Below are 19,459 nucleotides of genomic sequence, written 5' to 3'. Positions count from 1 at the left end.
CTCCCGCGACCCGCGCGCGCTACGGCACGAGCAGGATCTTGCCGCGCACGGCGTTCGCGACGTTGAGGCGCTGCGCCTCCGCAGCGTCGGCGAGCGTCATCGTGCGCGCGATCTCGACGTCGAACGAGCCCGAGGCCATGCGGCCGAGGACGACGTCGTACGCCTCGTGCCGCAGCGCGATGCTGCGCTCGGAGAGCGGCTCGGGCTTGCCGCCCATCCACCCCTGCACGCCGAGCGCCGCCGCGGCGTCGCTCCACACGATCGTGCCGATGCGGTGCGGATCGGCGACGAGCTGCGCGGAGACGGCCATCGACTCCTCCGTGCCGACGCAGTCGTAGACGACGTCCACGCCGTCGGGCGCCGCCTCGCGCACGCGCTCGAGCAGGCCCGGACCGTACGTGACCGGGGTCGCGCCGAGCTCGCGCATGCGCGGGTGGTTGGCCTCGCTGCCCGTCGCGACGACCGTCGCGCCCTGCAGCACCGCGAGCTGGATCGCGGCCTGCCCGACGGCGCCGGAGCCGGCGTGGATCAGCAGCGTCTCGCCCGCGCGCAGCTCGAGCTCGACGAGCCCCTGGTACGCCGTGGAGGCGGGGATGCCCATCGCGGCCCCCTGCTCGAAGGTCACGCCGTCGGGCAGCGCGTGCAGCTGCTCGGGCGTGGCGACCGTGTGGGTCGCGTAGGCGCCCTTCGCGTTCTGCACGACGACGCGGTCGCCGACGCGCCAGCCCTCGACGCCCGCGCCGACCTCGACGATCTCGCCCGCGGCGTCGCCGCCGGGCACGCGCGGCGTCGTGATCTCGCCGGAGGGGCGCGAGCCGGAGCGCAGCTTCGAGTCGAGCGGGTTCACGCCCGCGGCGCGCACCGCGACGACGACCTCGCCGGGACCCGCGGTGGGGTCGGGCACGTCGACGAGGTGCATGACCTCCGGCTCGCCGAACTCGGTGTACTGGATCTGCTGCGCCATCGCCATCGCTCCCTCGACTCGTGCCGTGCGCATCCAGTCTGCCTCGGATGCGCGTGGTGGCGAGCGGGCGTTCGCGCCCGGCCGAGCGCGTCGCGGGATCAGGCCGCGTCGGTGGGCGCCTGGTGCGCGGCGAGGGCTGCGAAGGGCACGATGCACCACACCTTGCGGAGGGTCTCGTGGACCGTCCAGTGCCCGCGCCAGCCCTCGGGCGTGACGAAGAGCGAGCCGGGGCCGATCTCGAACGTCGAGCCGTCCTCCTCGGTGATCGTCGCGCGACCCGACACGATCTGGCACATCTCGTGGTAGCCGGGCCGCGTGCTGCGGAACGAGCCGGGGGTGACCTCCCAGACGCCGGCGCGGATGCCCTCGGCCGACTCCCACACGGTCGTCGACGCCTCGGTCTGCCCGTCCTGCTCGGCGGTCGCCTTCGGGCGGTGCTCGCCGGGATCGGCGGTGACGGCGTCCTGCAGGACGATGGCGAGGGGCGAGACGGTCGTGTCGGTCATAGATCGATCGTCGCGTCAGATAGAATGATTGTCAACAATCTGGATTTCGGCATTTCTCCTGTCGATCCTCAGCAGAACTGTCTACGATCGGGAGCGGACCCGCCACGAGCGGCGTCACGAGAGGGGGACGTTGCCGTGCGAGGAGTCGAAGCGCTGTCCGCGATCGCGAGCAAGCCCACGGCGGTCATCATCGCCGACCAGCTGCGCGAGGGCATCATCGAGGGAGCCTTCTCCCCCGGCGACCAGGTCAACGAGGCGCAGGTCGCGACGCGGCTGAACGTGAGTCGCGGCCCGGTGCGCGAGGCGCTGCATCGGCTCGTGCAGGAGGGCCTGCTCATCTCGCGCCCCAACCGCGGCGTGTTCGTGCGCGACCTCACGCCCCGCGACGTCGCCGAGGTGTTCGAGGCGCGCGAGATCATCGAGTGCGCCGCCTCCGAGCGCATCACCGAGCGCCCGCAGTCCGAGCGCGACGTCACCGCCGACGAGCTCGACGCCCTCCTCGACCGCATGTCGGCGGCCCTCGAGCACGACGACTGGCCGCAGCTCGGCCGCGAGGACCTCCAGTTCCACACCGCGCTCGTCGGCGCGGCTGGCAACACGCGCATGGTGCGCGCCTACGAGACGCTCGCGACCGAGGCGCTCATCTGCCTCACGCACTTCCCCGGCGCGTACCCGTCGCGCGACCGCGTGCTGCCCGACCACCGCGAGATCGTGCAGCAGCTGCGCGACGGCGACATGGAGCGCCTGCACCACACGCTGCACCAGCACCTGTCGTTCGACGGCCACGAGCTGCACACCCACGACGACGAGGGCGCCGGCGACTTCCGCCACGGCCGCCCGGAGCACGACACGATCGCCTGACCGCCGGCTCGGCGCCCTGACCTCGAGGGCAGGCGCCGCAGCCCGCGTCAGGCGGCCGTGTACCCGCCGTCGATCGGCAGCACGGCGCCCGTGACGTACGACGACGCCGGCGTGCCGAGGAAGTGGATCGCCTCGGCGACCTCCTCCGGGCGGGCGAGCCGCCCCATCGGGATCGTCGCCGCCCGGGCGCGGCGCGCCGCATCCGGATCGGGCTGCCGGTCGAAGCCCGCCTCGATCGCCGCCGTGGACGTGAGGCCGGGCGCCGCGACGTTGACGCGGATGCCGCGCGGCGCGAGCTCGATCGCCGCACCCTTGCCGAGCATGATGAGCCCGCCCTTCGCGGCCGTGTACATCACCTGCCCCGCGATGCCGACCATGCCGAGCCGCGAGCTCACGAGCACGACCTGCGAGGCGCCCTCGCGCATCGCGGGCACGGCGTGCTGCAGCACCGAGAAGACGCTGAGCACGTTCGCGTCGAGCAGCGCGGACGCGCGCTGCAGATCCATCGCCTCGATGGCGCCGTCGCCCTGCAGCCCGTGGCACAGCACGAGCGTGTCGATGGGGCCGAGGATGCGCGCGGCCGTCGCGATCAGCTCGGCCGCGAACGCCTCGTCGCCGAGGTCGCCGGCGAGGTAGTGCTCGTCGGGTCCCATGCCCGCAGGTGCCCGCTCTCGGCGGCCCGTGAGGAGCAGCCGCGCGCCGCCCGCGCGGAACCGCGCCGCGACCGCCTCGCCGATGCCGCTCGTCGCACCCGTGACGACGACCGCGAGGCCCTCGTCGGCCTCGGGTGCCGTCACGCGCGCGCCTCGCACACCATCTGCACCTCGACGCAGCTGTCGCGCGGCAGGCCGGCGACGCCGATCGCGGTGCGGGCGTGGCGGCCGTGCTCGCCGAGCACCTGCACGAGCAGCTCGCTGCCCGCGTCGGCGACGTTCGACTGCTCGCCGAAGCCGTCGGCGCTGTTGACGAAGACGAGGATCTGCGCGATGCGCAGCCGGTCGAGCCCGCCGACCGCGCCCGCGGCGACCGACAGCGCGTTGAGCGTCGCCTGCCGCATCATCGCGCGCGCGTCGTCGACCGAGACCTCGGCGCCGACCGTGCCCGTCAGCGGCAGCGCGCCGTCGCGGTAGGGCAGCTGGCCGGCGATCCAGATCGTGCCGTCGCGCTGCGCGCGCCAGCTCGTGTACCTCGGGTCGTCGTCGACGACCGGCAGGTCGAGGCCGAGCGCCGCGAGCGCGGCGTTCGGGTCGGTCTCGAGGTCTGCGTAGGTGTGCACGCTCATGCGTGGCTCCTCTCTCGGCCGCGTCGCGCGGCTCGCCGTGCGGTGGGTGCGTCGTCGCCCGGACGACGCGGGTCAGTTGAGCTGGGCGCGGGCGTCGACCTGCCAGCGGTCGACGATCGTGCCGTCGGCGTCGATGACGACGAGCTCCTCGAAGCTGTTCACGACGGGGCACACGTGGTGCGGCACGATCGCGACGGGCTCGCCGATCGCCGGCCGCTCGCCGCCCTCGGGCAGCGCGAGGTACCCGTGGTACTCGTTGAGGCTGCGCAGGCATCCGTCGTGCGACGGCACCTGGCCGTAGCCGCGCTCGGGGTTGCCCTCGCGGGCGAGCGCCTTCGTGCCGGCGTCGACGATGACGTGCGGGTGGCCCTGGTCGCTCACGACCGTCGACGCCACGAACAGGGCGATGTCGTCGGCTGTGCAGTCGCCGATGCGCACGTTGTCCCAGTCGTTGAAGACGTACTCGCCGGGTCGCAGCTCCGTGATGACGGGATCGGTCGAGAACTGGAAGGTCGGGGTCGAGCCCGCGCTCACGATGGTCGCCTCGACGCCGTGCTCGGCGAGCGACGCCACCGCCGCGCGCAGCGCGTCCGCCTGCTCGATCGCAGCACCTTCCGGCGCTCCGACCGTGCCGCCCTGCCCGGGGTAGGTGTAGATGCCGCGCACGTCGAGACCCGCTGCGCGCGCGTGCACCGCGAGCGCTCCGGCCTCGTGCGGCTGCACGCCCGAACGGCGCGCGCCGCAGTCGATCTCGACGACGATGCCGAGCGAGCCCGCGGCGTCGCCCATGGCCTCCGCGAGCCGGTCGACGGCGCCGACGCTCTCCACGCCGACCGTGAGCCGGATGCGGCCCGCGAGCGCGCGGATGCGGTCGGCCTTCGTGCCGACGGCCCACACGGGGTAGGCGAGCAGGATGTCGTCGCAGCCCGCGTCGGCGAAGATCTCGGCCTCGGCGAGCGTGCCCGCCGTGAGCCCGATCGCGCCGGCCTCGAGCTGGATGCGGCCGATCGCGACGCTCTTGTGCGTCTTGACGTGCGGGCGCAGCCGCTTGCCGTGCCCGTCGGCGAACGCCTGCATGCGCTCGACGTTCGCGATCAGCACGTCGCGCACCACCACGGGCGCCGGCGTGCTCACGCTCGTGCCGAGCGCACGCAGCTGGCGGGGGAAGTCACGCATCCGCACCGCCGACGTCGCCCTGCGTCGACGAGCCGGCGACCGGATCGACGAGCGTGAGGATGACGTTGCGCGGCTCGCTGAGCGCCAGCACGGCGTCGGCGACCCCCTCGCGGCCCACGCCCGAGCGCTTGGATCCGCCGAACGGCATCGAGTCGATGCGGAAGTCGCTCGTCTCGTTCACGAGCACGCTGCCGACCTGCAGCCGCTCGACCGCGCGCATCGCGAGCGACATCGACGCGGTGAAGATGCCCGCCTGCAGCCCGTACTCGGTGTCGTCGACCTGCGCGAGCGCGTCCTCGACGTCCTCGAACGGCGTGATCGTCACGACGGGCCCGAAGACCTCCTCGCGCTGCACGCGCGCGTCGCGCGGCACGTCGAGCAGCACGGTCGGCGACAGGAAGGCGCCGTCGCGCTCCCCGCCGACCGCGACGTGGGCGCCGGCGTCGACGGCCTCGTCGATCCAGCGCTCGACGCGCTCCGCCTCGCGGCGGGAGATCATCGGCCCCACGTCGGTCGCCGCGTCGCGCTTCGAGCCGACGACGAGCGCGCGGGTGCGCGCGACGACGTCGGCGACGAGGCGCTCGTGGTGGGATGCGTGCACGAAGACGCGCTGCACCGACAGGCAGTTCTGGCCGGCGACGCCGAACGCACCGTCGACGATGCCGGCGGCAGCGGCGGCAGCATCGCCGTCGGCCGCGACGATCACGGCGTTGTTGCCGCCGAGCTCCATGAGCATGGGGCGCGCGCCCGCGGCGCGCGCGATGGCGTCGCCCGTCGCGGGTCCGCCGGTGAACGAGACCGCCGCGACGCGTCGGTCGGCGACGAGCACGGTGCTCGCCGCGCGGTCGGCCACGAGCACCGCCATGCGCTGCGGCGGCATGCCGGCGCGCAGCAGGACGTCGAGCAGCGCGAGCGCCGACAGCGGCGTGACGCGCGCGGGCTTCAGCACGACGCCGTCGCCCGCGATGAGCGCAGGGCCCACCTTGTGCGCGACGAGGTTGAGCGGATCGTTGAACGGCGTGATCGCGGCGACGACGCCGAGCGGCACGCGGCGGTTCCAGCCGACGCGGCCGGCGCCGCGAGCCGTGTCCTCGAATGCGAGCGTCTCGCCTTCGAGCAGGTGCGACGCGGCGGCCGACAGTCGCAGCGTCTCGGCGGCGCGCGCGACCTCTCGCGTCGCCTCGCGGATGGTCTTGCTGCTCTCGCGCGAGACGATCCCCGCGATGCGCGAGGCCTCCTCGCGCACGAGGTGCGCGGCACGCTCGAGCGTCTCGCGCCGCTGCCACAGCGGCCACGCGTCGTCGCGGACGCTGCGGTCGACGGCGGCGATCGCACGGAGCATCGTGGCCTCGTCGGCCTCGTGCACGGCGGCGACGACCGTGTCGTCCTCGGGGTCGGCGACCTCGAGCGTCAGCGGCTGGCGGATCCAGGCGCCCTCGGCGTACCCGCCCCCCGGGATGCCGAGGGCGCGCAGGGCGTCCTCGGCATCCCGGGGCGCGCGCACCGCGGGCGGCGCGTGCGTCGTGGTGGCGAGCACGTCAGCTCAGCCGATCCTGCAGCGCGTAGTACGCGCCACCCGCACGCAGATGCAGCCACGGCTTGCCGAAGTAGCCGGGGATCCACGGGTGCTTCAGGTCGCGCCAGATGTTGCGGTGCGTCTCGCCCGCGACGACGTCGGCCATGACCTTGCCCATGTAGTTCGCCATCTGCACGCCGTGACCGGAGTAGTTCGTCGAGTAGAAGACGCCGTTCCGCTCGCCCGCGTGGACCATCTGGTCCATGGAGATGTCGACGAGGCCGCCCCACATGTAGTCGATGCGCGCCTGCCGCACCTGCGGGAAGATCCGGTGCATCGCCTTCTTCAGGATCTCGCCGCTCTCGCGGTCCTGCGACGGGTCCGAGAGCGCGAAGCGCGCACGGCCGCCGAAGAGGAGGCGGTTGTCGGGCGTGATCCGGAAGTAGTAGATGAAGTTCTTCGTGTCCGACGCCATGCGACGGTTGGGCAGCAGCTCGTCGACGACCTCCTGCGGCAGCGGCTCCGTGACGACGATGAAGCTGCCGACGGGGATGATGCGCCGCTGCTGCCAGCCGAAGGGCTTGCCCGTGTAGCCGCTCGTGCCGACGACGACGCTGCCGGCGCGCAGCGTGCCGCGCGACGTCTGGATGTCGTGCACGGTCGTGCTGCCCTTGCGCTCGAGCCCCACGACCTCGGCGTGCTCGTGGATCGTCGCGCCCTCGTCGACCGCGAGGCCGGCGAGCGCGTGCCCGAACTTGCCCACGTGCATGCCGGCGCCGAGCGGGTCGACCATGGCGCCGTGGTAGACGTCCGAGCCGATCTCCGAGCGGATGTCGTCGCGCTCGACGATCCGCACGGGCTGGTCGACGAGCCGGTGCAGCGCCTCGGCCGTCTGCTTGAGGCCCTCGAGGTGCGAGGGCTTCCACGCGAGGTTCATCTTGCCGGTGCGCGCGTAGTCGACGTCGAGGTCGTGCTCGCGCACGAGGTCCTCGATGAGGTCGATCGCCGCGTTGTACTCGCGGAAGTACCCGATCGCGCGCTGCTCGCCGTACCGCTTGATCGCGGTGCGGAAGCCGATCGCGAGGCCGGTCGTCGCCATGCCGCCGTTGCGGCCCGACGCGCCCCAGTTGACGGTGTTCGTCTCGAGCACGGCGACCGACTTGCCGGCCTTCGCGGCGTGGTACGCGGTCGACAGCCCGGTGAAGCCCGCGCCGACGACGGCGACGTCGACCTCCTTCGGCAGCGGCGTCTGCGTGTAGTCGCCGCTGGGGGTCGCGGTGTCGAGCCAGTAGGAGTGCATCTTCACGGTGCCGGGGTCCTTCGAGGTCGGCGAGCTGGGGATGGTGGCGTCGTGGGTGCTCATGCGGGGTGCGTCTCCACCGTGATGAGCCGGCGCTCGATCGGGTCGCGCAGGATGTCGACGTAGGTGTTCGCCTCGCCCTGCACCACGCGGTCGTGGACGAGCGGCACGACGACGTCGAGCTGCATGATCGCGGCCTCGACGGCCATCGTCGCCTCCTGCCGCTCCTCGCCGATGGGGAGGCCGAGGGCCGTGTCGACGAGGGCGTCGACGGCGGGGTCGCACAGCTGGGAGATGTTGAAGCCGCCGTCGCACGTGAAGTCCTGCGCCATGAACGACAGCGGGTCGCCCATGTCGAGGAGGCTGTTGCGCGAGACGATCGCGGCGTCGAAGCTGCCTGCCAGCAGGTCGGCCTCGATGTTCACGTACTCGCGCACGTCCTGCGTGACGTCGAACCCGGCGTCCTCGAGCTGCTGCTCGAGGCGCACGGCGATCTCGGGCAGCTCGGCGCGGTCGGTGTACGTCGCGAGCGTGATGGGCGTGCCCTCGATCGCCGCGGGCTCGATGCCCGACTCGACGTCGCCGCGCAGCTCCGCCGCCCACGGGATGGCCGGGCCCATGAGGCCGACGGCCGGGTCGGCGTAGCCCTCGTAGACGCCCTCGACGATGGAGTCCGTGTCGATGGCATCGCGAGCGGCGGCGCGCACCGCCGGGTCGGTGAACGGTCCGCTGGCGCTGTTGAGCGTCAGGAACGTCGTGCGGGGCTGCAGCACCTCGTTGACCATCGCGGGGTCGAGCAGCTCGACCTGCGAGACCGGGATGCTCTCGGCGAGGTCGACCTCGCCTGCGCGCAGCGAGCCGGCGCGCGCCGTGCCGTCGGGCACGAAGTAGGCGTCGATGCCGGCGATGGCGGCGGGCTCGCCCCAGTAGTCGTCGAAGCGGTCGAGCGTCGCCTCCGTGCTGCTGAAGTCGGTGAGCACGAACGGGCCCGTGGCGGTGCCGACGGGCGTCACCGAGCCGTCGTCGAGGTACGCCGAGGCGGCGAGGATCGACAGCTGGGGGCTCGCGAGGCGGTTCGGCAGGAGCGCGTCGAGGGAGTCGGTCGTGATGGTGACCTCGTACTCGCCCGTCGCCTCCGCGTCGATCGTGATGCCGTTGAGCACGCGCGGCGGCGGCGAGTAGGCGGCGGCGCGGTCGAGCGTGTTCACCACGGCCTCCGCATCCATCGCCGTGCCGTCGTGGAAGACGACGTCCTCGCGCAGCTCGAACGTCCAGGTGAGGTCGTCGACCTGCTCCCAGTCGGTCGCGAGCATCGGGTCGATGCCGAGCTCGTCGTTCAGCTGCACGAGCGTCTCGCCGACGCTCCAGCGCGAGAGCTTGAAGGCGTCGTCGCTGAAGGGGTTCATGCTGGCCTTGGGCGGCTGCATCATGGCGACGGAGATGCGGTCGTCGCCCTCGGCGCCTGCGTCGGTGGCGCAGGCGGTCGCGGCGAGCGCGACGGACGTCGCGATGGCGACGATGGCGGTGGCCCTTCGGCCTCGGAGCTTGGTCACGGATCGAGCCTTTCGGTGCTGTGCGGTGCGTGGGGAGGGATCAGGCGATGCCGAGGGCGCGGTTGACCTCGTCGAGCGAGGTCATGCGCACGGCGCCGTAGTGGGGCAGGTCGGGGTCGTAGCCCCGGTCGAGGAAGACCTTGTTCGTGAAGCCGAGCTCGGCCATCGGCACGTGGTCGTAGAGCTGGTGCGACGAGATGTGGAGGAACTGGTCGGGCGTCGCGTCGAGCTGCTCGAGCATGAAGTCGAACGCGTGGTGGCGGGGCTTGTAGGCGCGGCACTGCTCGGCGGTGAGCACGCGGTGGAACGGGGCGCCGAGTCGGGAGACGAACGTGTTCACGTACAGGTCGTCGGCGTTCGACAGCGCGACGAGCGGGAAGTGCTCGGACATCGTCTTCAGCGGCGCCGGCACGTCGGCGTGCGGGCCCCACGTCATGAGGTCGCGCAGGATCGTCTCGACCCAGCCGTCCTGCACCTCGATGCCGAAGCGCGCGCACGTGCGGCGGAACGAGCGGTCGATGATCTCGCCGTAGGGGCGGTACTCCATGATCTCGTCGTACCGATCGAGCCGGAAGCGGTCGAAGAACGCCTCGATGCGGTCGGCAGGCAGCAGATCCGCCACCATCGGCTCGACGGTCTTGCGCATCTCCCAGTGGATGAGAGTCCCGATCACGTCGAAGGAGATGTACGTCGGGCGGGGCAGCTGAACGGTCATGGACACGGCCTTTCGGTGGCGAGGATCAGGAGACGGAGGTCGGGACGACGACGGTGGGCGCCGGTCCGGTGTGGACGCGCGAGCGCAGCGCACGGCGGCGACGGCTGATGCGCGGGCGACCGCGGCGCAGGTCGACCGTGATGCTCGAGAGCGACACCGCGAACACCGACAGCAGCACGAGGCTGCCTGCGGGCACGAGCACGAGGAGCGGCGAGCGCTCGACGTACGGCATGCCCTCGGCGAGCACGAGGCCCCAGTCGGACTCCGGCGGCTGCGGGCCGAGCCCGAGGAAGCCGAGGGCGGCGAGCGCGAGGGCGATGCCCGGCAGGCGCAGGCACGCGTGGCGGAAGACGGGGCCGACGACGCTCGGCAGCACGTAGCGCAGCATGAGCCTGACGCGGCCGACGCCGAGCACGGGCGCGATGCGCACGTGCGGCTGCGCCTTCACCTCGGCGACGAGCGCCGCCGTGTGCGCCGCGAGCGGCGACCAGCTCACCGCCGTGACGGCGATGGCGGCGCCAAGCGCCGAGGGGCCGACGATCGCGGCGGTGATGAGGCCGGCGAGGATGGGCGGGGCGGCGTTCGTGACCTCGATGGGACCGACGCCGATGCGCGGGAAGAGTCCGACGACGATGCCGATGACGAAGCACACGGCAGCGACGATCGCGCCGGTGCCGAGCGTCGAGAGCGCGCCGTGCGAGATGCGCGCGAGCAGGTCGCGGCCGCTGGAGTCGGCGCCGAGCGGCAGCTCCCAGCTGGGCGCCTGCAGCCGGTCGAACGCGACGGAGAACGGGTCGCGCGGCAGGCCGGCGACGGCGACGAGCACGAGGAGCGCGAGCATGACGGCAGGCAGCACGAACGCCCAGCGGCTGCTCGGCGCGGGTGGCACGGGCGTCGGCATCGAGCTCGAGCGCAGGGCCGGCCCGAGCAGGAGCCGGCGCAGCAGCGCCGCGCCGATGCCGAACGCGACGGCGAGCAGCATGAGCACGATGACGCCCGCCTGCAGCGAGGGGATGTCCTGCGCCTGGGCCGCCGCGAGCGTCGTCTGGCCGATGCCGGGGATCGCGAAGACCTCCTCGACGACGACGGCGCCCGCCGTGATGCCGACGAGGATGAGTGACATGGGCGCCGCGACGCCCGGGATCGTGCGCCGCAGCGCCGCGAGCACGATGCGCGGCGTCGAGTAGCCGGCGACCTGCCACGTGGCGACCCAGCGCTCGCTGAAGGTGCTCGCGAGCGCGTCGGAGAGGAGGCGGCCGAGGAATCCGCCCGCCGTGAGACCCATCGCGAGCGCCGGCAGCACCACGTACTGCGGCCCGCGCCAGCCGAACGGCGGCAGCCAGCCGAGGTAGACCGCGAAGACGACGAGCAGCACGGCGGCGAGCAGGAACTCGGGCAGCGCCGTGAACACGGCGGCGACGCCTCCGCCGGTGCGCGCCGGCTTGCCCTGCAGACCGCGTCGGATCGTGGGGATCGTGAGCAGCGTCGCGAGGATCGTCGCGACGACGAGCGCCGCGAGCATGAGGATGAGCGAGTTGCCGAGCGCCTCGAGCACCGCGGGCAGCACGGGCTGCCGCGTCGTCCACGAGTTGCCGAGGTCGCCCTGCAGCGCGTTGCCGAGCCAGGTGAGGAAGGCGCTGAGGACGCCGCCCTCGAGCCCGAGCTCGCGGCGGATCGACTCGAGCGCCTCCGGCGTCATCTCGCCCTCCGCGTAGCGCGAGCGGAAGACGGAGACGGCGACGTCGCGGCCCGAGAGCAGCGGCAGCACGCCGAGGAGGAAGACGACGGCGAGGATCGTCACGAGTCGCGAGGCGCCCGAGATGAGGGCGGAGCCCGTGCCGAGCGGCAGCCGCAGGCGGCGTCCGACGGGGCCGACGAGGCTGGGGGAGGTCGAGAGTGCCATGGTGCTGTCTCCTTCGCGTGCCTACTCGGCGCCGACCAGCTGCGGCGTCGCGCGATCGAGGGAGGGGATGGATGCGAGCAGGTCGCGGGTGCGCTCGTGCTGCGGCGCCGTGAGCACCTGCAGCGTGGGCTGGTCCTCGATGACGGCGCCGCCGTGCATGACGATGGTGCGCTCGCAGAGGCTCGCGACCATCGAGAGGTCGTGGGAGACGACGACGATGCCGGTGCCGCGCGTGCGGGAGATCTCCTGCAGCAGGCCGACGATCGACTCGCGCATCGGGAGGTCGAGGCCGCTGACGGGCTCGTCGGCGAGCAGCAGGTCGGGGTGCGTGGCGATGGCGCGGGCGATGGCGACGCGCTGCGCCTGACCGCCGGAGAGCTCGTGCACGCGGCGGCGGCGGTAGCCCTCGTCGAGGCCGACCGACTCGAGGGCCTCGGCGGCCATGGCGGCGTGGTCGCCCGGGACGCGCAGGCGCACGAGCGGCTCCTGCAGCAGCGCCTCGACCGTCATGAGCGGGTCGAGCGTGCTCGCGGGGTCCTGCGGCACGTACTGCACCTTGCGCCGGTACCAGGCGAGCGAGCGCACGGGGCCGGGGCGCACGTCGGTGCCCTCGCAGCGGATCTCGCCGGTGGTGGCCGACTCGATGGCGAGCATGAGGCGCAGCAGCGTCGTCTTGCCCGAGCCGGAGACGCCGACGATGCCGACGCGCTCCCCCGCCTCGATCGTGAGGCTCGTGGGCTCGAGCGCGACGCGCTCCTCGGGCGAGCTGAAGAGGCGGCGTCCGGGGACGACGTACGTCTTGCCGACGCCCTGGACGTCGAGGAAGGTCGCGCGCTCGGGCTCGGCGGCGACGGCGGGCTCCTCGCGGAGCCGGGCGGTCGCGGGCTCGAGCGTCGCGGCGCGCGCGGCGGCGACGAGCGAGCGCGTGTACTCGTGACGAGGCGCGGTGAAGAGCGTCGAGAGCGGCCCCTGCTCAACGACCTCGCCGGAGCGCATCACGACGGCGTCGGTGCACAGCTCGGCGGCGACGCCGAAGTCGTGGGTGATGAAGAGGAGCGACGGCGTGCGCTCACCGGCGGTGTAGGTCTGCAGCACGTCGAGCACGCGCTTCTGCGTGACGACGTCGAGCGCGGTCGTCGGCTCGTCGGCGACGAGGAGGCCGGTGTCGCAGGCGAGGGCGAGGGCGATGCAGACGCGCTGGCGCTGGCCGCCGCTCAGCTCGGCCGAGAAGAGCTCGACGGTGCGGGCGGGGTCGGGCAGGCCGACGGACTCCGCGAGGTCGATCGCCGCCTGCGTCGCCTCCTTGCGCGTCAGGCCGCGGTGCCGGCGCAGGGGCTCGACGAGCTGGTCCTTGATGCGCACGAGCGGGTTGAGGGCGACGGCGGAGTCCTGGAATACGGTGGCGACGCGCGCGTGGTCGGGGCGGCGGGAGGCTGCGACGCCGAGCACCTCGGTGCCGCCGACGGTGATGCTGCCGTCGACGACGGCGTGCGAGGGGAGGCGGCCGATGACGGCGCCCGCGGTGAGAGACTTGCCGGAGCCGGACTCGCCGAGGAGGCAGACGCGCTGGCCGGGGGCGACCGAGAACGAGATCCGATCCACGATCGTGCGACCGCCGATCGCGATCCGGAGATCGGTGACGTCGAGCTTGTGCATGTTCACCTCGTGAGCCGTTGTCGTGGTCTGCGCCATTGCAGGAGGACGTGGTCTGGACGCTATCCGCGCCGAATGCAGATTGTCAACAATCCGCGCCCTTTGTCACATGATCGAAACGCGAGCGAGATCGCGTCGTCGCGCGCGACGCCGAGCGACGCTCCGAGCAGCGCCGCACGGCCCGCGTCACGCATGCTGCAGCCCCTCGTGCGAGACGTGTCGGAGCGGCTCGAGCTGCAGCGTGCAGTGGTCGGTGTCGAAGTGCGCGCCGATGCAGGCGTGCAGCTCGTCGAGGATCGAGTGGAACTCGTCCGTGCCGATCTCGTCGGCGAGCACCACGTGGGCCGAGAGGGCGTTGACGCCCGAGGTGATCGTCCATGCGTGCAGGTCGTGCACGTCGACGACGCCGGGCACCGAGAGCATGTGGGTGCGCGTCGCGTCGAGGTCGACGTCCTTCGGCGTCGCCTCGAGCAGCACGCGCAGCACGTCGCGCAGGAGGCTGTAGGCGCGCGGCGCGATCATCGCGGCGATCGCGAAGGAGGCCAGCTGGTCGACGACGTACCACTCGGTGATGAGGATGATGATGCCGGCGACGATGACCGCGACGGAGCCGAGCAGGTCGCCGAGCACCTCGAGGTAGGCGCCGCGCACGTTGAGGCTCTCCTTCTGCCCCGACTGCAGGATGAGGAGGCAGACGAGGTTCGCGGCGGCGCCGATGATCGCCGCGATGAGCATGGGGCCCGCCGCGACCTCGACCTCGGTGCCGAAGCGCTTGATGCCCTCGATGACGATGACGACGGCGATGACGCCGAGGATGATGCCGTTCGCGAGCGCGGCGAGCACCTCGACCCGCATGAGGCCGAAGGTGCGCTTCGACGTCGGCGCGAGCGTCGCGAGCAGGCTCGCGATGAGGGCGATGAGCACGCCGGTCGCGTCCGTGAGCATGTGGCCGGCGTCGGCGAGCAGCGCGAGGGAGTTCGCGATGAACGCGCCGATGAGCTGCACGACGAAGATCGACGCCGTGATGCAGAGCACGACGACGAGCTTCATGCGGTGCTTGCCCGTCGCGGTCGCGTGGCCGTCGAGCCCGTGGCTGTGGCCGTGGCCGCCGTGGCCGCCGTCCGCCTCGGGCCTGGCCGGGTGCGTCGCCGGGAACGCGTGACCGTGGTCGTGGTCGTGGCCGTGGTCGTGGTGGTCGTGTCCCGCACTCATGGGACCGACGATAGACGGATTGCGGATTGTTGACAATCTTCATCTTGGACGATCGGCGTGTCGCGATCGCCCATCGACGTCATCCGAGGCGCGCGACCACCGCATCCGTGAACGACGTCGTCGTCGCAGAGCCGCCCAGGTCGGGCGTCGCCGTGCCGTCGGCGAGCACCTGCTCGAAGGCGCTCGTGAGCGCGGCGGCGCCCGCCGTCTCCCCCAGGTGCTCGAGCATCATCGCGGCGGCCCACAGGGCGCCGACGGGGTTCGCGATGCCCTTGCCGGCGATGTCGGGCGCCGATCCGTGCACGGGCTCGAACATCGACGGGAAGCGGCGCTCGGGGTCGAGGTTCGCCGAGGGTGCGATGCCGATCGAGCCCGCGACGCCGGCGACGAGGTCGGAGAGGATGTCGCCGAACAGGTTCGAGGCGACGAGGGTCGACACGCTCGTCGGCTTCATCACGAGCCGGGCGGCGAGCGCGTCGATGAGCACCTTCTCGACGACGACCTCCGGCGCCTCGGCGGCGACCGTCTCGGCGACGACCTCGTCCCAGAACGGCATCGTGTGGATGATGCCGTTCGACTTCGTGGCCGACACGAGGGTGCCGCCGCGCGAGCGCGCGTGCGCCGCGGCGAAGCGCGTGACGCGTGCGATGCCCTTCCGCGTGAACACGGCCTCCTGGATCGCCGTCTCCGACTCCCCCGAGCCGAAGCGACCGCCGATCGTCGAGTACTCCCCCTCGACGTTCTCGCGCACGACGAGCACGTCGAGCCCCTCGAGCCCGGGCATCGAGCCCTGCACGCCCGGCAGCAGCCGCATGGGCCGCAGGTTGACGTACTGGTCGAAGGCGCGGCGGATGGGGATGAGCAGGCCCCACAGCGTGACGTCGTCGGGCACGTCCGGCGTGCCGACGGCGCCGAGGTAGATGCCGTCGCCGTCGGAGAGCTGCTCGATGCCGTCGACCGGCATCATCCGCCCCGTGGCGCGGTAGCGGTCCGACGACCAGTCGCGCACGCGCCAGTCGATTGCGAACCCGTGCGCGGCGCCCACGGCGTCGACGCAGCGCACCGCCGCCTCGGTCACGTCGACGCCGATGCCGTCGCCGGGGATGGTGTCGATGCGGTACGTGGTCGTCATGTCGGTCCGTTCGTCGGGGAGGGTCCTGGATGCGCTACTGGGCGAGGTAGCCGCCGTCGACGGGGATCGTGACCCCGGTGACGTAGGCGGCGTCGTCGCGCACGAGGTACGCGACGGCGGCGGCGACGTCGGCGGGCGTCGCGATGCGGCCGAGGGGGATGGCGGCGGCGACGCGGTGCTCGGTCGCGGCGGGATCGCTCTGGCGCGCGACCCACTCGTCGTACAGCGGCGTCCGCGTCATGCCGGGAGCGACGGCGTTCACGCGGATGCCGTGCGGCGCGAGCTCGACGGCAGCCGCCGTCGTGAGCGACTGCAGCGCGCCCTTCGTCGCCGAGTAGATGCCCATCGTCGGCACGCCGATCGACGCGAGGCGCGACGTGATCTGCACGATCGAGCCGCCGCGGCCGGCGTCGCGCATGGCGCGCCCCGCGGCCTGCAGCATGGCGATCGCGGCGAGCGCGTTCGTCGCGAACGTCGCGCGCACGTCGGCGGCCGGCACGTCGAGCAGCGGTGCGGCGTGGTCGACGGCGGCGTTCGACACGAGCGCGTCGAGGCGCCCGCGCTCGGCGAGCACCTCGGCGACGATCTCGTCGGCAGCGCCGTCGTCGCGCAGGTCGGCGACGACCAGCGTCGCGTGGGGCGCGAGCTCGGCGACGAGCGCCGTGCCGCGCTCGGCCGAGCGCCCGTGCACGACGACGTGCCAGCCGTCGCCGACGAGCCGGCGCGCGATCTCGGCGCCGATGCCGGAGGTCGCGCCCGTGACGAGCGCGACCCGGCGGTCGTCAGCGGCCCGGGGCACGTCAGCTCGTGGCGCGGCGGGCGAGGCTGAAGTAGCGGATGCTCTCGTACTCCTCCAGGCCCTCCGCGCTGCCCTCGCGGCCGAGGCCGGACTGCTTGACGCCGCCGAATGGCGCCGCGGCGTTCGAGGGCACGCCCTGGTTGATGCCGACGATGCCCGTCTGCAGCGCATCCGCGACGTCGAACGCGCGGTCGAGGCTCTCGGTGAAGACGTAGCCCGCGAGGCCGAACTCGGTGTCGTTCGCGCGCTCGACGCCCTCGGCCTGCGTGCCGAAGCGCTGGATCGCCGCGATGGGGCCGAAGATCTCGCTGCGGGCGACGAGGCTCGTCGGATCCACGTGGTCGAGCAGCGTCGGCGCGTAGAAGTGGCCGGCGCCGTCGAAGCCGTGGCCACCGGTGCGCAGCGTCGCGCCGTGCTCGAGGGCGTCGTCGACGTACTGCTGCATCTGCGTCGCGGCGCGGTCGTCGATGACGGGGCCGACGGCCGCCTCCCCGAAGCCGCTGCCGACCGTCGCGGCGGCGAGGCGCTCGGTGAGCCCCTCGACGAACGCGTCGGCGATGCCGTCCTGCACGTAGATGCGGTTGGCGCCGATGCACGACTGGCCGACGTTGCGCATCTTCGCCGCGTACGCGCCGTCGACGGCGCGCTCGAGGTCGGCGTCGTCGAAGACGAGCAGCGGCGCGTTGCCGCCGAGCTCCATCGACGAGCGCAGCACGTTGACGGAGGCGAGCTCCAGCAGCGTGCGGCCCACGGGCGTCGAGCCGGTGAACGACACCTTGCGCACGCGCGGGTCGCGCAGGACGGCGGTGCTGAAGGCCGAGGCCGAGGAGGTCGTGACGACCTGCACGAGGTCGGCGGGCACGCCCGCCTGCACGGCGAGCTGCACGGCGAAGATCGTCGTGAGCGGCGTGAGCGCGGCGGGCTTCACGATCGCGGGGTTGCCGGCGGCGAGCGCGGGCGCGATCTTGCGGGTGGCCATGGCGAGGGGGAAGTTCCACGGCGTGATGAGCACCGAGAGGCCCACGGGGCTGCGGCGCGTGATGATCTGCGCCCCGCCGTTCGGCGACTCGCGGTAGTCGCCGCGGGGACGGACGGCCTCCTCGGCGTACCAGCGCACGAAGTCGGCGCCGTACTGCACCTCGCCGTAGGCCTCGGCGAGCGGCTTGCCCATCTCGCGCACGATGAGGTGCGCGAGGTCGTCGCGGTGCGCGATCAGCAGGTCGTACCAGGCGTGCAGCACGTCGGCGCGCTGCCGCGGCGTCGTGCGCGCCCACGAGCGGCCCGCGGCGTCGGCGGTGCCGACGGCGGCGAGCGCGGCCGACGCATCCTGGTCGGCGACGGTCGCGATCGTCTCGCCGGTCGCGGGATCGGCGACGGCGATGCCGGTGCTCGGCAGCCCGAGGCCGGCGATGACGCGGTCGGCGCGGGCGATGCGCTCGGGGTCGCCGGCGAGCAGCTCGCGGCGGGTGGTGTCTGCGATGGTCATCGGTTGCCTTCCTGGATGATCGCGTGCTCGATGGCGGCGACGAACGAGACGAGCTCCTCGTCGGCGATGATGAACGGCGGGCTCAGCTGCAGCGTGTTGCCGCGCAGCGGGCGCGAGATGAAGCCGAGGTCGACGAGCGCGTCGGTGACGCGCACCGCGTCGAGCTCGGGCGCGAGCTCGACGCCACCGAGGAGGCCGGCGACGCGCACGTCGACGACCCCCGCCTGCCGCGCGGCGAGGCCGTCGAGCTGCTGCCGCAGCACCGCCTCGAGCTCGCCGACGCGGGCGACGAGCCCGTCGCGCTCGAGCACGTCGAGGTGGGCGAGCGCGACGGCGGACGCCGTGGCGTGGCCCGCGTAGGTGACCCCGTGGCGGAAGATCGGCGTCTCGACCGAGTCGACGTAGAACGGCTCCCAGATCCTCGGGCTCACGAGCACGCCGCCGAGCGGGGCGTAGCCGGAGGTGACGCCCTTCGCGAAGGTCACGAGGTCGGGCTCGACGCCGTAGCGCTGGGCGGCGAACATCGTGCCGGTGCGGCCGAAGCCCGTGATGACCTCGTCGAGCACGAGCAGGATGTCGTGCTCGCGGCACAGTCGCTGCAGGCCCTCGAGGTAGCCGGGAGCGGGCGGGTGGACGCCTCCGGTGCCCTGGACGGGCTCGGTGACGATCGCGGCGATGCGCTCGGGGCCGAGCTCGAGGATCGTGCGCTCGACGTCGGCGAGATCGTGCTGCGCGACGCGCGCGGTCTCGGGCACGAGCGAGTCGGACCCGTAGCCCTCGCGGTTGAAGGGGAGGCCCGCGATGCTCGTGCCGAAGGCGTGGAGGCCGTGGTACGACAGGTCGCGGCTCAGCACGATCGTCTTCTCGGCGCGGCCCTCGCGCTGCCAGTGGCGGCGGGCGAGCTTCGCGGCGACGTCGATCGAGTCGGAGCCGCCGGAGTTGAGGATGACCTTCGCACGCTCCATGGGGGCGATGGCCGCGAGCCGCTCGCCGAGCGCGATGGCCTTGTCGTTCGCGTACCGCGCGAACACGTGGTACGTCTCGAGCCTGCGCATCTGGTCGTACGCCGCCTGCGCGAGCTCGGGATGCGCGTGCCCGACGTTGGCGTGCCAGAGGCCCGCGGTGCCGTCGAAGAGCCGCTGGCCCTCGGTCGTCACGACGTAGGCGCCCTCGCCGCGGTCGATGACGAGCTGCCTGCCGAGCACGGTGGGCATGTGGGCCTGGGCGGACCAGAGGGCGGGGCCGTCGAGCACGGCACCGGCGTCGCTGCTGGTCGTGGGATCGGTGAGGGTCATGGTCGGCCACCTCCGTCGGCTCGTCCGCGCTCGGGCGCGCGGCATGCCTTCACGGTAGGGGCGACGCATCGGTCACGCAAAGCGACCGATACCGACCAGCGACCGT

Annotated in this window: 17 protein-coding genes; 1 reads left to right on the top strand and 16 read right to left on the bottom strand. The window is 72.9% G+C overall.

Features of this window, described 5'->3' with window-relative positions; translation table 11 throughout:
* Positions 1–19: 19 nt before the first annotated feature.
* Both C1N71_RS00875 and C1N71_RS00870 read right to left on the bottom strand, forming a co-directional pair.
* Entirely contained in the window at positions 20–997 is a 978-nt protein-coding gene (locus C1N71_RS00875) for a quinone oxidoreductase family protein (RefSeq protein WP_254678049.1), read from the bottom strand.
* Between the two features lie 65 nt (positions 998–1,062).
* Positions 1,063–1,470 (bottom strand): cupin domain-containing protein, encoded by a 408-nt coding sequence (locus C1N71_RS00870; RefSeq protein ID WP_137754681.1) that lies wholly within the window; start codon positions 1,468–1,470, stop codon positions 1,063–1,065.
* Between the two features lie 135 nt (positions 1,471–1,605).
* On the opposite strand from C1N71_RS00870, the gene C1N71_RS00865 reads away from it, so the two are divergent.
* The gene (locus C1N71_RS00865) at positions 1,606–2,331 is read left to right on the top strand and encodes a GntR family transcriptional regulator (RefSeq protein WP_175414039.1); all 726 of its coding nucleotides are present in this window, start codon (positions 1,606–1,608) and stop codon (positions 2,329–2,331) included.
* A gap of 47 nt (positions 2,332–2,378) precedes the next feature.
* Here C1N71_RS00865 and C1N71_RS00860 read toward each other — a convergent pair whose 3' ends face one another.
* From C1N71_RS00860 to C1N71_RS00795, 14 genes are all read right to left on the bottom strand, one after another.
* Positions 2,379–3,128, bottom strand: coding sequence for an SDR family NAD(P)-dependent oxidoreductase (locus C1N71_RS00860; protein ID WP_137754679.1), 750 nt, complete (start codon positions 3,126–3,128; stop codon positions 2,379–2,381).
* Positions 3,125–3,613 carry a RidA family protein gene (locus C1N71_RS00855; RefSeq protein WP_137754678.1) on the bottom strand — a complete coding sequence of 163 codons (489 nt, stop codon included), beginning with the start codon at positions 3,611–3,613 and terminating at the stop codon, positions 3,125–3,127. The genes C1N71_RS00860 and C1N71_RS00855 overlap by 4 nt, the downstream gene beginning before the upstream one ends.
* A gap of 72 nt (positions 3,614–3,685) precedes the next feature.
* Positions 3,686–4,789 carry an alanine racemase gene (locus C1N71_RS00850; protein WP_137754677.1) on the bottom strand — a complete coding sequence of 368 codons (1,104 nt, stop codon included), beginning with the start codon at positions 4,787–4,789 and terminating at the stop codon, positions 3,686–3,688.
* Positions 4,782–6,326 (bottom strand): aldehyde dehydrogenase family protein, encoded by a 1,545-nt coding sequence (locus tag C1N71_RS00845; protein WP_217496016.1) that lies wholly within the window; start codon positions 6,324–6,326, stop codon positions 4,782–4,784. Before C1N71_RS00845 ends, C1N71_RS00850 begins: the two co-directional genes overlap by 8 nt.
* Position 6,327: 1 nt before the next feature.
* Positions 6,328–7,668, bottom strand: coding sequence for an NAD(P)/FAD-dependent oxidoreductase (locus tag C1N71_RS00840; RefSeq protein WP_254678048.1), 1,341 nt, complete (start codon positions 7,666–7,668; stop codon positions 6,328–6,330).
* On the bottom strand, positions 7,665–9,158 hold the full coding sequence (locus C1N71_RS00835) for an ABC transporter substrate-binding protein (RefSeq protein WP_137754676.1): 1,494 nt from the start codon (positions 9,156–9,158) through the stop codon (positions 7,665–7,667). The genes C1N71_RS00840 and C1N71_RS00835 overlap by 4 nt, the downstream gene beginning before the upstream one ends.
* A gap of 40 nt (positions 9,159–9,198) precedes the next feature.
* A complete protein-coding gene (locus C1N71_RS00830; RefSeq protein WP_137754675.1) occupies positions 9,199–9,873 on the bottom strand; it encodes an HAD-IA family hydrolase in 675 nt (224 codons plus the stop codon).
* A gap of 25 nt (positions 9,874–9,898) precedes the next feature.
* A complete protein-coding gene (locus C1N71_RS00825; RefSeq protein WP_137754674.1) occupies positions 9,899–11,776 on the bottom strand; it encodes an ABC transporter permease subunit in 1,878 nt (625 codons plus the stop codon).
* A gap of 21 nt (positions 11,777–11,797) precedes the next feature.
* Positions 11,798–13,432 carry an ATP-binding cassette domain-containing protein gene (locus tag C1N71_RS00820; protein WP_175414038.1) on the bottom strand — a complete coding sequence of 545 codons (1,635 nt, stop codon included), beginning with the start codon at positions 13,430–13,432 and terminating at the stop codon, positions 11,798–11,800.
* Positions 13,433–13,615: 183 nt separating this feature from the next.
* Complete coding sequence (locus C1N71_RS00815) at positions 13,616–14,641, bottom strand: cation diffusion facilitator family transporter (protein WP_137754672.1); 1,026 nt, start codon at positions 14,639–14,641, stop codon at positions 13,616–13,618.
* A gap of 79 nt (positions 14,642–14,720) precedes the next feature.
* A complete protein-coding gene (locus C1N71_RS00810) occupies positions 14,721–15,773 on the bottom strand; it encodes an isocitrate/isopropylmalate dehydrogenase family protein (RefSeq protein WP_137754671.1) in 1,053 nt (350 codons plus the stop codon).
* A gap of 34 nt (positions 15,774–15,807) precedes the next feature.
* A complete protein-coding gene (locus C1N71_RS00805) occupies positions 15,808–16,572 on the bottom strand; it encodes an SDR family NAD(P)-dependent oxidoreductase (protein WP_137754670.1) in 765 nt (254 codons plus the stop codon).
* Position 16,573: 1 nt separating this feature from the next.
* Positions 16,574–18,058, bottom strand: coding sequence for an NAD-dependent succinate-semialdehyde dehydrogenase (locus C1N71_RS00800; protein ID WP_137754669.1), 1,485 nt, complete (start codon positions 18,056–18,058; stop codon positions 16,574–16,576).
* Positions 18,055–19,353, bottom strand: a complete 1,299-nt coding sequence (locus C1N71_RS00795; protein ID WP_137754668.1) for an aminotransferase family protein — start codon at positions 19,351–19,353, stop codon at positions 18,055–18,057. The genes C1N71_RS00800 and C1N71_RS00795 overlap by 4 nt, the downstream gene beginning before the upstream one ends.
* Positions 19,354–19,459: the final 106 nt, after the last annotated feature.

This window comes from Agrococcus sp. SGAir0287, assembly GCF_005484985.1.
Lineage (GTDB): Bacteria > Actinomycetota > Actinomycetes > Actinomycetales > Microbacteriaceae > Agrococcus.
This window is presented reverse-complemented; position numbering and strand designations above follow the sequence as displayed.